At 72.0% G+C, this 13914-nt stretch carries 15 protein-coding genes, 1 tRNA gene and 3 pseudogenes; 8 read left to right on the forward strand and 11 right to left on the reverse strand.

Translation table 11 applies throughout. From position 1 onward, the window contains the following. Nucleotides 1-142: 142 nt before the first annotated feature. Entirely contained in the window at nt 143-853 is a 711-nt protein-coding gene (locus tag ID554_RS13105) for a class I SAM-dependent methyltransferase (protein WP_117228319.1), read from the forward strand. Nucleotides 854-947: 94 nt separating this feature from the next. On the opposite strand, the gene ID554_RS13110 is transcribed toward ID554_RS13105, so the two are convergent. Beyond that, the gene (locus tag ID554_RS13110; RefSeq protein ID WP_117228348.1) at nt 948-1481 is read right to left on the reverse strand and encodes a YbhB/YbcL family Raf kinase inhibitor-like protein; all 534 of its coding nucleotides are present in this window, start codon (nt 1479-1481) and stop codon (nt 948-950) included. A 150-nt stretch (nt 1482-1631) separates the two neighbouring features. Here ID554_RS13110 and ID554_RS13115 point away from each other — a divergent pair, with 150 nt between their 5' ends. Continuing rightward, on the forward strand, nt 1632-1787 hold the full coding sequence (locus tag ID554_RS13115) for a hypothetical protein (protein ID WP_158573733.1): 156 nt from the start codon (nt 1632-1634) through the stop codon (nt 1785-1787). A 106-nt stretch (nt 1788-1893) separates the two neighbouring features. Then, on the forward strand, nt 1894-2022 hold the full coding sequence (locus ID554_RS13120) for a hypothetical protein (RefSeq protein ID WP_317985222.1): 129 nt from the start codon (nt 1894-1896) through the stop codon (nt 2020-2022). A 94-nt stretch (nt 2023-2116) separates the two neighbouring features. Here the strand turns inward: ID554_RS13120 and ID554_RS13125 are convergent. Further along, nucleotides 2117-2203: transfer RNA gene (locus ID554_RS13125), tRNA-Ser, on the reverse strand. A 179-nt stretch (nt 2204-2382) separates the two neighbouring features. On the opposite strand from ID554_RS13125, the gene ID554_RS13130 reads away from it, so the two are divergent. Then, nucleotides 2383-3360 (forward strand): NAD(P)H-quinone oxidoreductase, encoded by a 978-nt coding sequence (locus ID554_RS13130; protein ID WP_117228318.1) that lies wholly within the window; start codon nt 2383-2385, stop codon nt 3358-3360. On the opposite strand, the gene soxR is transcribed toward ID554_RS13130, so the two are convergent. Continuing rightward, nucleotides 3357-3809: a redox-sensitive transcriptional activator SoxR gene (soxR, locus tag ID554_RS13135; protein WP_117228317.1), complete on the reverse strand. Its 453-nt coding sequence runs from the start codon at nt 3807-3809 to the stop codon at nt 3357-3359. The two genes, ID554_RS13130 and soxR, sit on opposite strands and share 4 nt — an antisense overlap. Before the next feature lie 73 nt (nt 3810-3882). Between soxR and ID554_RS13140 the strand changes: the two are divergent. Continuing rightward, nucleotides 3883-4194 (forward strand): annotated as a pseudogene (locus ID554_RS13140) (transketolase); the annotation flags it as partial. Between the two features lie 22 nt (nt 4195-4216). On the opposite strand, the gene ID554_RS13145 reads toward ID554_RS13140, so the two are convergent. Continuing rightward, nucleotides 4217-4924, reverse strand: a complete 708-nt coding sequence (locus ID554_RS13145) for a glycosyltransferase family 2 protein (RefSeq protein ID WP_117228347.1) — start codon at nt 4922-4924, stop codon at nt 4217-4219. Between the two features lie 125 nt (nt 4925-5049). Here ID554_RS13145 and ID554_RS13150 point away from each other — a divergent pair, with 125 nt between their 5' ends. Beyond that, on the forward strand, nt 5050-7125 hold the full coding sequence (locus tag ID554_RS13150; protein ID WP_117228316.1) for a phospholipid carrier-dependent glycosyltransferase: 2076 nt from the start codon (nt 5050-5052) through the stop codon (nt 7123-7125). 67 nt (nt 7126-7192) lie between these two features. Here the strand turns inward: ID554_RS13150 and ID554_RS13155 are convergent, their stop codons facing one another. The 5 genes and pseudogenes from ID554_RS13155 to ID554_RS13175 form a co-directional block, all read right to left on the reverse strand. Next, complete coding sequence (locus ID554_RS13155) at nt 7193-7426, reverse strand: hypothetical protein (RefSeq protein WP_117228315.1); 234 nt, start codon at nt 7424-7426, stop codon at nt 7193-7195. Continuing rightward, nucleotides 7402-8252, reverse strand: a pseudogene (locus ID554_RS13160) (sensor histidine kinase); the annotation flags it as partial. The gene ID554_RS13155 and the pseudogene ID554_RS13160, both read right to left, overlap by 25 nt. Before the next feature lie 14 nt (nt 8253-8266). Then, nucleotides 8267-8955: pseudogene (locus ID554_RS13165) on the reverse strand (response regulator transcription factor). A gap of 70 nt (nt 8956-9025) precedes the next feature. Then, the gene (locus tag ID554_RS13170) at nt 9026-9538 is read right to left on the reverse strand and encodes a hypothetical protein (protein ID WP_117228314.1); all 513 of its coding nucleotides are present in this window, start codon (nt 9536-9538) and stop codon (nt 9026-9028) included. A 150-nt stretch (nt 9539-9688) separates the two neighbouring features. Then, nucleotides 9689-10861 carry a thiolase family protein gene (locus ID554_RS13175; RefSeq protein ID WP_117228313.1) on the reverse strand — a complete coding sequence of 391 codons (1173 nt, stop codon included), beginning with the start codon at nt 10859-10861 and terminating at the stop codon, nt 9689-9691. A gap of 112 nt (nt 10862-10973) precedes the next feature. Here ID554_RS13175 and ID554_RS13180 point away from each other — a divergent pair, with 112 nt between their 5' ends. Further along, nucleotides 10974-11408 carry a PH domain-containing protein gene (locus tag ID554_RS13180; protein WP_117228312.1) on the forward strand — a complete coding sequence of 145 codons (435 nt, stop codon included), beginning with the start codon at nt 10974-10976 and terminating at the stop codon, nt 11406-11408. A gap of 40 nt (nt 11409-11448) precedes the next feature. Here the strand turns inward: ID554_RS13180 and ID554_RS13185 are convergent, their stop codons facing one another. Together ID554_RS13185 and ID554_RS13190 are read right to left on the reverse strand one after the other, a co-directional pair. Further along, a complete protein-coding gene (locus ID554_RS13185) occupies nt 11449-12360 on the reverse strand; it encodes a rhomboid family intramembrane serine protease (protein WP_117228311.1) in 912 nt (303 codons plus the stop codon). A gap of 142 nt (nt 12361-12502) precedes the next feature. Next, entirely contained in the window at nt 12503-13033 is a 531-nt protein-coding gene (locus ID554_RS13190) for a peptidylprolyl isomerase (RefSeq protein WP_117228310.1), read from the reverse strand. Between the two features lie 59 nt (nt 13034-13092). On the opposite strand from ID554_RS13190, the gene ID554_RS13195 reads away from it, so the two are divergent. Further along, nucleotides 13093-13905 (forward strand): hypothetical protein, encoded by an 813-nt coding sequence (locus ID554_RS13195; protein WP_117228346.1) that lies wholly within the window; start codon nt 13093-13095, stop codon nt 13903-13905. The last annotated feature ends 9 nt before the right edge of the window (nt 13906-13914 follow it).

Genomic DNA, 13914 nt, shown 5'->3' on the forward strand with positions numbered 1-13914 from the left:
CGAGTTCGCTGACCACCACCGATCGTGCAGCTACCCGACCGTAATTCGGCCACCGCGGGCCCCGATATTCCCGCCCTCCAGGCGGATGGTTCACTCAGTCGGTCCTGGCGCGGGGTCGAGTCATATCGTGAGGAATCGACGCATGGCAGAAATCACTGGGGATCAGCGTGTGCAGTCCGAGGTTCTGGAGGGCCTCGCCACCGCGGTCAACCACCGACGCTGGTTCGTCGAGCTGGCCGTTCCCTACCTGGGCGACAACCCGATCGAGATCGGTAGCGGCCTCGGCGACTACGCACTGGAGTGGGCCGAGCATTTCCCCCGGTTCACCGCCACCGAGGCCGACCCGGACCGGCTGGTCGCGCTCAAGGAGCGCCTGGCCGACCAGCCGTCCATCGAGGTACGCCAGATGCTGCTGCCCAACACGGAGCGGAGCGACTACAGCGCGGCGGTGTCGTACAACGTGCTGGAGCACATTGAGGACCACGTCGAGGCGCTGCGCACCATGGGCCAGCTGGTCCGCCCGGGCGGAGCAGTGGTCATCATCGTCCCGGCGTTCCAGTTCGCGATGAGCCCGGCCGACATCGCCACCGGCCACGTACGCCGCTACACGAAGAAGACCCTCTCCGCCGCGATGACCGAGGCCGGCCTGCGGGTCGAGAAGATCCACTACGCGAACGCGCTGGGCCTGATCGGCTACTTCATGGCCACCAAGGTCTTCCGCCTGATGCCGAAGGAGGGCCCGATGGTGAAGGTCTACGACACCCTCGTCCTCCCCGCCACCAAGGCCGCCGAACAGATCGCCCGCCCACCCTTCGGCCAGTCCGTCTTCGCCGTAGCCCGAACCCCCTCCTGACCCCCCGGGTTCGCCGCGTTGATCAAGAAGTTTGTGCCATGCCCAGTCGGGATCGGTGGCGAAAACCTCTTGATCAACGCGGCTCGCCGGACGGTCAGCCGGTGATCTGGTAGGTGGGGCGGATGGTGGCTCGGGCGAGGGTGTGGAAGGTCAGGTTGAAGCCGACGTAGGCAGGTGAGGCGTCCGGCGTCAGGTCCAGGTTCTCCACGTCGAGGGCGTGCACCGCGAAGACGTACCGGTGCGGGCGGTCACCGGCCGGCGGCGCGGCACCGCCGAACCCCTGCGCGCCGTAGTCGTTCCGGACGCTGAACGCCCCCCGGAGGTCGCCCTCGGCGACACCACGCGGCAGCTCGGTCACGTCGGCCGGGAGACCGACCAGCACCCAGTGCCAGAACCCGCTGCCGGTCGGTGCGTCCGGGTCGAGACAGGTCACCGCGAAGCCCTTGGTCTCCGCCGGGAAACCCGACCAGGCCAGGTGCGGCGACACGTTGCCCCCACCGGTGCTGTCATGGGCGTGCGCCGCGTCCATCGGCTCACCGTTGCGCACGTCGTCGCTGGTCAGCGTGAACGAGGCAACGGTCGGCAGCAGCTCGTACGGGTCCGGGGCGATGGGTCGTTCCAGGGTCATCGACACAGGTCCTTCCGGTGGAAGTGGTGTTCTGCGTCCCCCTTCATACCCTGTCGCGCGGTGCCAACCGGGAAAACGCGAGGTGTCCGCCGTAACCGAAGGCCGCTCACGCGGGTTGTCAGCCTGGCACCCATCGAGCGAGGGAGATCCGTGGCCGGCATCTGGCGCGACTTCGTCACCGCGGCCGTTGACGCCGTACGTGAGCGCGACGAGCAGCCCCGACCCGACGAACGCCGCCGGGCCCTGGACCGACTCGCCACCCAGAAGATCCGCGAAAGTCAGCGGGTACGCCCACCGGAGCGCTGAGGCACCGACACGTCACGACGGTTTCGCCGCTTCGTCGGCCCCGTGTCGCTCTGGCTCAACACCGGAGTGCCGGCTACCCAGGTTGTCCCAATGGGCCGGGCACAGCGTGCATGTGCTGTTGAAGGTCTACGCCTCGTGCATCGACGGCCAGGACGAGGCCGCCCGCAAGCGGATCGAGGGAGCGTTGGGCACCGACGACCAGGCCGAGATAGCGCCGGGTGACGCCGACACGTAGACGACACGACCAGTGAGACTGATTCACCCTCGATAGACGCGCCCCCTGACCGGCGTTCGCGCTGGTCAGGGGGATTTTTTGCTGTCCCGGTGAGCGGAGGGTGTGGGATTCGAACCCACGAAGACATCGCTGCCTTACCGGTTTTCAAGACCAGCGCCATCGGCCACTAGGCGAACCCTCCCGGGGCCACGCGCCGCGCGGCCGTGCATAGTCTGCCACGTCCGGCGGATCGGCGAAGGGGTGAGCCACCCGAGTTGCGCGGTCGTCGCGGCGGGTGTCGACAGGGCTCCACAGTGTCCGACCGGCGCGGATTCCGGGTCCGGGGCGTGGACGGGCGGGCGGATCGGGTAAGACTGGGCCATGCGTGCGATCGTCATTGCCGAGCCCGGTGGGCCAGAGGTGCTGAGCTGGGACGAGGTGCCCGATCCTGAGCCGGGGCCGGATGAGGTGATCATCGACGTGCGGGCCAGTGCGGTGAACCGGGCCGATCTGCTGCAACGGCAGGGGCACTATCCGCCGCCGCCGGGCGCGCCCGCGTACCCGGGATTGGAATGCTCGGGTGTGGTGAGCGCCACCGGTGCGGACGTCTCCGGGTGGCGGGTCGGTGACGAGGTCTGCGCGTTGCTGGCCGGCGGCGGGTACGCGGAGCGGGTGGCCGTGCCGGCGGGGCAGCTGCTGCCGGTGCCGGCGGGGGTGGACCTGGTCGACGCCGCCGCGCTGCCCGAGGTGGCGTGCACGGTCTGGTCGAACGTGGTGCAGGTGGCCCGGCTGTCGGCGGGCGAGACGCTGCTGGTGCACGGTGGCGGCAGCGGCATCGGCACGTTCGCGATCCAGCTCGGCACCGCGCTCGGGGCCACGGTGGTGGCGACCGCCCGGGCGGCCAAGCATCCCCGGTTGCGTGAGCTGGGCGCGGTCCACCTGGTCGACTACCGGGAGCAGGATTTCGTCGAGGAGGTCCGGCGGATCACCGACGGGCGGGGCGCGGACGTCGTGCTCGACATCATGGGCGCGTCCTACCTCGGCCGGAACGTGGCCGCGCTGGCCCCGGACGGGCGGCTGGTGGTGATCGGGATGCAGGGGGGCCGCAAGGCCGAGCTGGACCTGGCCGCGCTGCTGGTCAAGCGTGGCACGGTGGCGGCCACCGCGCTGCGGTCCCGCCCGCTCGATCAGAAGGCCGCCATCGTTCGGGGGGTACGCGACGAGGTCTGGCCGCTGGTGGAGGCGGACCGGGTACACCCGGTCGTGGACCGGCGGCTGCCGATCACGGAGGTGGCGCAGGCGCACCGGCTGGTGGAGTCGAACGAGCACCTCGGCAAGGTGCTGCTCACCGTCGGCTAGCGGGAGCAGCCTCGACCTGGCAGCGCCAGTCGTGGGCCGGGGCCCTCCGCGCCGAGCCGGTCGTCGAGGTTGTTGAGCGCGCAGCGCTGGAGCGACAGGCACCCACAGCCGACGCACCCGTCGAGATCGTCGCGGAGCTTGGCGAGCAGCGTGATCTTCTCGTCCAGCCGGTCCCGCCACACGGCGGAGAGCCGGGTCCAGTCCTCGGCGGTCGGCGTACGGGAGGCGGGCAGCGAGTCGAGCGCGGCCCGGATCTCGTCCAGCGAGATGCCGACCTGCTGCGAGATCCGGATGAACGCCACCCGGCGCAGTTCGCCACGGTGGTACCGGCGCTGGTTGCCGCCGGTGCGGTCGGCCCGGATCAGCCCCAGCCGCTCGTAGTAGCGCAGGGCTGACTGCGCCACTCCACTGCGGGCAGCGAGCTGACCGATGGTGAGGGCTTCCTGCATCACACCGCCTTGAATTGAACCTAACTTGAGGTTTCAGGGTATCGGCATGACCACTCTCGCCACCACCGCCCGCGTCGCCGAGGCCGCCGAGCAGATCAAGCTCGACCTCGACCACCAGGCGGCGCACGCGGTGCTGGTCAGTGTGGGCGCCTCGTACGACCGGACGGCTGCCGGACGTACCCACCTGAGCCCGGACGACGTCGCGCTGTTCGACACCCTGTCCGGCCGGACGGTGCACGTGCCGGGGCACCCCGCCGAGGTGCCCGGACTGCTGCGCGCCACGGTCGCCGGGGACACCCCGGCGTACCTGCGGTTGTCGACGCTGCGCAACGAGCGGCCGTACGCCGGACCCGGCGCGCCGCTGCTGGTCGCGGTCGGCCCGTCGTCGTCCTCGACCGGATGCCGCGTCAGGAGGCGGGGCCGTTCCCGGGGCGGCGGCGGGCACGCTCGCGGCCGAGAATCCAGATCGCCTCGACACCGTCCCGCCAGGTGATCTTCTTGCCCTCCTCGCGGCCCCGGGCCCGGTAGCTGATCGGCACCTCGTAGGGCCGGATCCGGCGGCGCAGCAGCTTGCCGGTCACCTCGGCCTCCATGCCGAAGCCCCGGGACCGCACGTCCAGCGAGCGGTAGAGCGCCACCGGCATCAGCTTGAAGCAGGTCTCCAGGTCGCCGATGTAGGAGTTGAACAGCACGTTCGCCGCCATGGTGACGCCCTTGTTCCCCATCACGTACCAGAAGCTGTAGGCGCTGTGGCTGCCGAAGGTCCGATTGCCGTAGACCACGGTCGCCCGGCCGTCGAGCACCGGGGCGAGCAGCGTGGGGATGTCCTGCGGGTCGTACTCCAGGTCCGCGTCGAGGATGACCATGTACTCACCCTCGGCCTTGGCGACCGCCGTCCGGATGGCCGCACCCTTGCCGGCGTTGCGCTGATGCGTGATCACGCGCAGGCGCGCGTCGTCGGCCCGGCCCAGGATCTCCCCGGTGCCGTCCCGGCTGCCGTCATCGACCACCACGAGTTCGATCTCGCACGGGTACTCGACCGCCAGCGCCTGCTTGAGGGCATCCGCGATGCGTTCTTCCTCGTTGTAGACCGGCATGAGGATCGACAGCTTCACGGGAATCTCCACGAGGGCGGCAGTGTGTCGGCCATAGCGTAGCGCCGACAGGTCGATCCTGTGGTGGCGACCGCCTCAGGAAATCGACCGTCGGGCACTCAGGCCGATGGTGTTTACTTCCGGCCATGTCGGCCGCCGGCGTCCCGTTCGTCCTCGCTCCCGTCGCCGCTGTCCTCCTGTTGACGGTGGTGCTGCGGCCACGGCCCGTGCGGCACACCGCACCACGACGACTGGCCGTGATCCGAGCGAGTCTCACCGTCGGTGCCTTCGCGGTGCTGACCGTCGAGGTCCTGGGCGCACTGGAGCTGTTGACCGTGCCCGCGTTCGCGGTGGCCTGGCTTCTCTTCCTGGCGGGTGCCGGGGTCGCCGCCGCGCGGCGGCGGGCGGTCACTGCGGACGACCCGGCGACGGCGTCCGGCACGGACGCCCCACCGGCGGAGGCGGGCTGGCGCGCGTCCGTCACCGGTTTCTGGCGTACGGCGAGCCGGGGCGAGCGGTGGCTGGCCGGTACGGTCGCCGGGCTGCTCTTGGTCGAGCTGCTGGTCGCCCTGCTCGCCGCGCCGAACAACTTCGACTCGCAGACCTACCACCTGCCCAAGGTGGAGCGTTGGGTGGCCCAGGGCGACCTGTCGTTCTGGGCGACCGCGATCCACCGGCAGGTCACCATCCCGCCGGGCGCCGAGTACCTGCTGCTGCACCTGCGCCTGTTCACCGGCGGCGACGCGCTGTACCACCTGGTGCAGTGGGCCGCCGGGGTCCTCTGCCTGCTCGCGGTCGCCCGGGTGACCGCCCAGCTCGGCGGCAGCCGGCGAGCGCAGTTGCTCACCGTGTTCGTGCTGGCCACCACCCCGATGGTGACGCTACAGGCGACCAGCACCCAGACCGACCTGGTCTGCGCCGCCTGGGTGGTGTGCGCGGCCACGGTCGCACTGGACGGGCTGCGTCGCCGCGCCGGCTTCGGCGAGCTGCTCGCGCTCGGGGCAGCCACCGGGCTGACCGCCGTGACCAAGACCAGCGGCCTGCTCGCGGTCGGCCCGCTGCTGGTGCTCTGGGGGCTGGGCCAGCTCCGCCTGGCGTACGCGGACCGGCCGGGCGTGGGCCGTCGGCTCCCGGTCGCCCCGACCGTCCGGACGGTCGGCGCCTCGGTGCTGATCCTGCTGGTCGCCGCCACCGTGGTCGGTCCCTTCCTGGGCCGCGTGTACGCCGAGTTCGGCCACCCGCTCGGGCCGGAGCGGCTGCGCGAGTCGGTGCCGATGGAGCGGCACGACCCACTGTCGGTGGTGGTGAACGCGCTCCGCATCGGACACACCGCGTTGGACACCCCGCTGGCCCCGCTCCGGGACGCCTCCGCTGCGGCGATCATCGGCGCGGCCGGCCTGATCGGGGTGGACCCGCAGGACCGCGCGATCACCTTCGGGCGGGAGGTCTTCCCGGTGCCGTCCTGGTATCCGGCCGAGGACCGGGTGGCCTTCCCGTTGGCCGGCGCGCTGGTGCTGATCGGTGCCGTGGCGGCGCTGCGCCGTCCGGCCCGGATCAGCCCGGAGGCGGCCGGCGCGCTGCGCGCGTACGCGTCGGTGGTGGTGGTCGCGGTGGTGCTGCACACCGCGATGATCAAATGGCAGCCCTGGGGCAACCGCCTGATCCTCTACGCCCTGGCCGCCTCGGTGCCCCTGGCCGGGCTCTGGCTCGACGCCGTCCTGCGCCGGTCGCGCCGCACCGGTGACGGGCGGAGTGCACGGCGGCCGATCGCCGCGACGCTCGCGGTGACGGTGCTGGCCACCTGCGCGCTGGCCGGTGTGCTCGCGGTGTCGTACGGCTTCCCGCGTCGGCTGGTCGGGGAGGGCTCGGTCTTCACCACCTCCGACTGGGAGAGCCGCTTCATGCGACGTCCCCAGTGGGCGGAGGAGTACCGCTGGGCGGCCGACGCGGTGCGGGCCGCCGAGGCACGCCGGATCGGCCTGTCCCAACGCAACAACGACTGGGAGTATCCCTGGTGGCTGGTGCTGCACGACGCCGATGGAGGGCCGCCGGAGCTGCTGGCGCTCCAGTCGGTCCTGGACCATCGTCCGGCGGCCGACCCCGCGGCGATGGACGCGATCGTCTGCACCGGCAGCCGCAAGCTCTGTGCGGATCTCGTGCCGCCCGGCTGGCGGTTCGCATTCCGTGACTACGTGGGCTACGCCCTGCCGACGGATCGCTGAACGGGACGCGCGCGGTCCCGCCCGGTGTAACGGTGGAGCGGCCGTCAGGGCGGAGGGCCGCTCCCGCTCACTTGCGTACCGGCACGACGATCAGTCGGGCGGTCGTACTGTCGCCGGCCTTGGCACCGGCCACCCCGAGTTCGGTGCCGACCTCGACGTCCGAGGACGGGATCGTCCTGCCGCGTTCCACCACCCGCAGACCATCGCCGAAGGTCCAGTTCAGGGTGAACCCGTCGGCCGACTTCACGGTCATCCCGCCGCCGCCGTCGACGGCGGTCACCACACCGCGCTGCACCGCCACGGTCCGCGTACCCCCGTCTCTGGTCTGCACCACCGCCTCACCGTGCAGGCGGTCCCGCCCACCGGGGCGTGCCCGGCGGTGATCTCGCCGCCCGACCGGCGGACCAGGGCGGCGGCCAGCGCCAGTCCCAGCCCGCTGCCGACCTTGCGCACCCCCCGGTAACGCTGGTACAGCGCGCCACGCTCGAAGGCCACCGCCAGGTCGTCGTCGGTCAGTCCGGGTCCGCCGTCCCGGACCTCGACGACACCCCCGGCCGCCGGGACCGGCCCACCGGGCCGGACCGCGAGCACCACCGGCGCCCCGGCGGCACCACCCGGAGGGCGTTCTCCAGCAGACCGTCGATCACCTGCCGGATCCGTTCCGGATCGGTGTACGCGGGTACGGGCGACTCCGGCGTCTCGATCCGGAACGGGACGCCGACCCGGGCGCAGCGGTCGGCCCAGGTACGGGCGGCGTCGGTGGCGAGCCGGACCATGTCCACCGGCACCGGCTCGGCCGGCGACTCGACCGGTACCCGGACGGACCGGTCACCTGCGCCCAGCCGGGCCGCCGCGTCGGCGGCACGCCGGATCGGCCGGGCCAACCGGCGGGCGAGCAACCAGCCGGCGACCGCCCCGGCGATCAGCCCCGCCGACAGCGGCAGCCAGCGACCGCGCGCCACCTGACGCCAGATCCCGACGCCCGCCGGACGGGCCAGCACCACACCGTCGCCACCGGGCAACGCCCGCCCCTCGACCAGAGACCGTTTCCCGGCGACCAGCCGACGACCGGAGACATCCCGTCCGGCGGCGACCCGGTCGACCACCTGGGCGGGCAGGCCCGGACGTACGGCCGGGGCGGTCAGCCATCGGCGGCGTACCCGACGCCACGATGGGTGCGGATCACACTCGCCGCGCCCAGTTTGGCCCGTACCTGCGCCATGTGCACGTCGACCGTACGGGTGCCGGCGTGTGCGGCGTACCCCCACACTCCGGCCAGTAGCTCCTCCCGGGTGAACACCCGTCCGGGCCGGGCCATCAGCCGGGCCAGCAGGTCGAACTCGGTGGAGGTGAGCTGCACCGGGTCACCGTCGACGGTGACCGACCGACGGCCGGGGTCGAGGGCTACCCGGCCGAGCACCACCGGCCGGCCGCGTCCGGCGGGCCGTCGACGCGGCGCAGCACGGCGCGTACCCGGGCGATGAGTTCCCGCGGGCTGAACGGCTTGGTCACGTAGTCGTCGGCCCCCAGTTCCAGACCGACGACCCGGTCCACCTCGTCGTCGTGTGCGGTGAGGAAGATGACCGGTGTCCAGTCGCCGGCTGTCCGCAGGCGCCGGCAGACCTCGGTGCCGGTCAACCCCGGCAGTGCGATGTCCAGTACGCAGGCCACCGGCCGTAGCCGGCGGGCCGCGGCCAGACCGGCATTGCCGTCCCGCTCGACGTGTACGCCGAAGCCGTCCCGGCTGAGATAGAGCCGGACCAGGTCGGCGATGCTCGGCTCGTCCTCCACCACCAGGACCGGACCGCGTCGCGGGTTCTCGACGGTCACCGGGCCATGACTGCCGATCGGCGGGCCATCGGGGCCCCCGGCGATGTTCGGGTTGGGTAAGAAGGTGCGGTCAGCGGGCCACGGCCGGGTGCAAGGTGGCCGGTCGGGTGGCGGTGGGCGCCTCGGCGACGGTGGCCACGACCCGGGGCAGCGCGCTACGTACCCGAGTGCGGAAGGCGTGGTTGAGCAACGCGTCGAGCTGCCACACCTGCTTTGGGAACTGGGTGCGGATCAGGAACCGTTCGCGGATCCCGTCGATCGCGGTGGCCGCCAACTCCACCGAGTGCAGCCGGGGGTCGGGGCTCCAGGTGACGTGGCTCAGCTCGCGCAGTTCGGCGTTGAGGTGCAGCCGCAGCCGGTGCAGCACCGGCGTCTGGCGGGTCACCACGAGCCGCCGGTGGGTGAGTAGGAGCAGGTACTCCCCGGACATCGGCCGATCGGGTCGGCCGCACCGGGAGACCAGGATGGTGGCGTCGCCGGAACCCACACAGCGACGGAACACCGGCATGTGTCGCGTGGCGGTCTGCACCGCCAGGCCAGCCTCGGAGGCGGCCGGGAGGAACGTTCGGGAGAAGACGTCCATGACGTGCCCAACGACGATGTTCGCTGGGTGACGTGGCTCACGAACATGCTTTTTGCAAATTCCACGTTACGTGTCGCGGGTGGTCGAGCCCCTCTCGAAAGGCACGCTAGTCCGCGCCCGACTCGACCCGCGACGGGTTCACCGGACGGATCAGAGGAGTTCGACGATGGTCGCGTTGGCCATCCCGCCGCCCTCGCACATGGTCTGCAGGCCGTAGCGCACCCCGTTGTCGCGCATGTGGGCGAGCATCGTCGTCATGATCCGGGCACCGGACCCGCCGAGCGGATGCCCGAGTGCGATGGCACCGCCCCGGGGGTTGAGTCGCTCCGGGTCCGCCTCGGTCTCCGCCAGCCAGGCCAGCGGCACCGGGGCGAACGCCTCGTTCACCTCGTACACGCCGATCTCCTCGATGCCCAGCCCGGCGCGGCGCAGCGCCTTCGCGGTGGCCGGGATCGGCGCGGTGAGCATGGTGACCGGGTCGGCGGCGGCGACCACGGCGATGTGCACCCGGGCCAGCGGACGCAGGCCGTGCCGGCTGGCCCACGCGCTGGTGGTGACCGCGAGCGCCGCCGCGCCGTCGGAGATCTGGGAGGCCGAGCCGGCGGTGACCACGCCCTCCGGGTGGAACGGGGTGGCCAGCTCGCCGAGCTTCTCCAGCGAGGTGTCCCGGCGGATGCCCTCGTCGGCGGTGAACTTCCCGCCGTCGGCCAGCGGCACCGGGGCCAGCTCGGCCTCGAACGCCCCGGCGTCCTGGGCGGCGGCGGCCTTCTCGTGGCTGGCCAGCGCGAACTCGTCGAGCTGGGCCCTCGACAGCCGCCAGCGCCGGGCGATCAGCTCCGCGCCGACGCCCTGGTTGAACGGCAGCGGCGAGTCCTCGGCGATCCCCTCGACGCCCCGGTAGCGGGCCAGGATCTGCCCGCTGAACGGCAGCCCACCCGCCGCGCTGGAGCCCATCGGCACCCGGGTCATCGACTCGACACCACCGGCCACCACCAGGTCGGCCTGCCCGGAGAGCACGGTGGCGGCGGCGAAGTGCAGGGCCTGCTGGCTGGAGCCGCACTGCCGGTCCACCGTGGCGCCGGGCACCGACTCGGGCCAGCCGGCGGCGAGCACGGCGTTGCGGGCGACGTTCCACGACTGCTCGCCGACCTGGGAGACACAGCCCCAGACCACGTCGTCGACGAGCGTCGGATCGATGCCGGTGCGTTCGGCGAGGGCACGCAGCACGTGCGCCGACAGGTCCACCGGGTGGACCGTGGCCAGGCTGCCCTTGCGCCGCCCGACCGGGGTACGCACCGCGCCGACGATAACCGCGTCACTCATGTCTACTCCCCGGTAACCTGGGCTGCTCCCGATCCTACGCCGCCGTCGCGGCGACGTCGCCGCCCGTGGGCACCGGCATGCCGGTCACCTGCCGCGCTGGCATGCTGGTCGGGTGACGTTCGAGACGGTCGCCCGGGAGTGGCGGGTACGCCCCGCCCTGCCGATCCTCAAACTGGTCGGCGCGGTCGGCCTGTTCGCCCTGGGACTGCTGCTCGCCGACGGTGACCTGCTCCGGCCGGCCCTCGGCGTGCTGACCGGCGCGGCCCTCGCCGCCTGGGGCGTACGCGACCTGGTCGCACCGGTCCACCTCGCTGTGGACGCCGACGGCGTCACCGTGCCGACCGGGTGGTGGACCGGGCGACGGCACCTGCCCTGGTCGACGATCGAGACCATCGAGGTGGACCGCCGGGCCGGGCGCGGGGTGGGCGGGCCGGTGTTGGAGATCGACACCGGCGAGTCGCTGCACCTGTTCACCCGGCATGACCTCGCCGCCGACCCCGACGAGGTGGCCGACGCCCTCCGCGCCGCCCGCCCGGCGACCGGCTGAGCCGACGACCTCCCCGCCGAACAGGGTACGGCCGGCCCGCTCAGCCGAGCAGGGTGAAGGTGCGGAACAGGGCCAGCACCAGCAGCATCACCAGGAGGAACGCGCCTCCGGTGACCTGCACCAGCGTCCGGTTGGACCGGGGCGCGTAGGCCAGCACCAGGGCCATCAGCGCGCCGAAGACCAGACCGCCCAGGTGACCGGCGATCGAGATCTGCGGCACGGTGAACGTGAAGATCAGGTTGATCACCAGGATCGGCACGATGGCCGAGGTGTCCCGACCGAGCCGCCGCATGATCACGAAGGTCGCGGCGAACAGGCCGAAGATGGCGGTGGAGGCACCCGCCGACATCTGGTTGGGGGCGCTGAACACGTAGACCGCGACGTTGCCGCCGAAGCCGGCGATGAAGTACAGCGCGATGAAGCGCAGTGGCCCGAGCACCGCCTCCAGGGACCGGCCGAGGACCCAGAGCGCCCACATGTTGAGCAGCAGGTGCACCACGCCGTAGTGCAGGAACATCGCGGTGACCAGGCGATACCACTGGCCCTCGGCGACGCCGCCGATGCTGCCGTCGAGGAACATCGCCCGGCCGAGCACCGCACCCCACTCGGTCAACGGGGTGCTCCCGCCGAGCAGACCGCCGAAACCGGCGCCACCCGCCGCCGCGTCCCCGCCCCGGTCCGAGGCGATGGAGATCAGCATCACCACGAGGTTGATGCCGATCAGCGTCTTGGTCACGTGCCCGAGCCGACCGGTCTCGCCACCGCCGAAGGCGGTCCGCGCCGGCCGGATGCTGCGGCGTCCCTGCGCCACGCACTCCGGGCACTGGAACCCGACCGACGCCTCGTTCATGCAGTCCGGGCAGATCGACCGGTCGCACCGGGTGCACCGGACGTACGTCTCCCGGCCCGGGTGGCGGTAACAGACCGGGGTGGTCGGCGGGGATTCGCTCACCGGGTGCCCCCGGTGCCCGAGCGCTCAGTCATGCGAGCAAAGGTACCTTGGCCCACCGATCGGACGGGTCAGGCGACCGTACGGCCGGTCGGTGCCCGCCGCGCCCGGGCCCGGGCGGCGGGCACCACCTCGACGGCCGGTGTCAGGCCGACTGCCGCTCGATCTCGATGCGCTCGATGACCACGTCCTGCAACGGCCGGTCACTCGGCCCGGTCGGCGTGTTGGCGATCGAGTCGATCACCTTCGCGGACTGCTCGTCGGCCACCGCACCGAAGATGGTGTGCCGGTTGTTCAGGTGCGGGGTCGGCGAGACGGTGATGAAGAACTGCGAGCCGTTGGTGCCGGGCCCGGCGTTCGCCATCGCCAGCAGGTACGGCCGGTCGAACCGCAGCTCGGGGTGGAACTCGTCGGCGAACGTGTAGCCCGGGCCACCGCGACCGGTGCCGGTCGGGTCACCCATCTGGACCATGAACCCGCTGATCACGCGGTGTGAGATGGTGCCGTCGTAGTACGGGCCGTTGCCCGGCTTGCCGGTCCGCGGGTCGGTGTACTCACGCGTGCCCTCGGCCAGGTCGACGAAGTTGCGAACCGTCTTCGGCGCGTGGTTCGGGAAGAGTTCCAGCCGGATCGGGCCGGCGTTGGTGTGCACGGTGGCGTAGACAGCCTCGGCCACGGGTACTCCTTACTCGTTGGTCAGTTCCTTGCGGATCCTCCCATGTGCCCGATCTGGACATGCGGAGGCATCCGAAGGTGGAGGATGAGACGAAGCAACTCCCAGGAGGTGGGACCGTGTTTGGAATCGGGCGCCGCAGGACTGAGGGGCAGTTGGCCCGAGCCGAGCTCAATCAGGGGATCGGTCACCTGAGGCTGGCCGCCACGCATGCGGCGAAGGGAGCCGGATCCACCGTCGGCCCACGGGTTCAGACGGCCCGCGACGCGGTGGCACCGACCGCGGTGATGGTCCGGGACCGCGCCGCGAGCGGCCTCGCCGCCACCGCCGCCGCGATGGCGCCTCTGGCCCTGGCCGTGCGCCACGCACAGGCCGAGGCCGCCGGCCGGGCCGCAGCAGGCAGGAAGGCCGTCGCCAAGCAGGCCGCGGCCGCCAGGAAGGTCAAGGCGAAGAACATGAAGATGAAGCGGAAGAAGTCTCGCCGCAGCGGGACCATGATGGCCGGACTGCTCGCCGCCGGCGTGGTGGCCGGGCTGGCCGGTGCGGTCGCCCTGCGACGCCACCGTGAGCAGCGGGAGTGGACCGAGTACGACGCGCGCACGACGCTCGAGCCGATGCGCGACGAGGTGGAGACCGTCGAGGTGCGTACGGCTGCCCCGGCGGGTGCCGCGAAGGCGTCGACCGGATCCGGCAGTTCGGCGGTGGCCGCCGGTGACAGCGCGTCGACCACCGCACCGGCCAAGCCGTCCCCGGTGACGCCGACGGACAAGGTGCCGTCGGTCGCCGAGGGTGCCCGGACCACCAGCGGTCGTCCCGCCGACGACCTGAGCACCGCCCTGAGCAAGGCGCCCAGCAAGTCCAACGGTCGCGCCTGATCTCGCGGT

Source organism: Micromonospora craniellae, assembly GCF_014764405.1.
Classification (GTDB): Bacteria; Actinomycetota; Actinomycetes; order Mycobacteriales; family Micromonosporaceae; genus Micromonospora; species Micromonospora craniellae.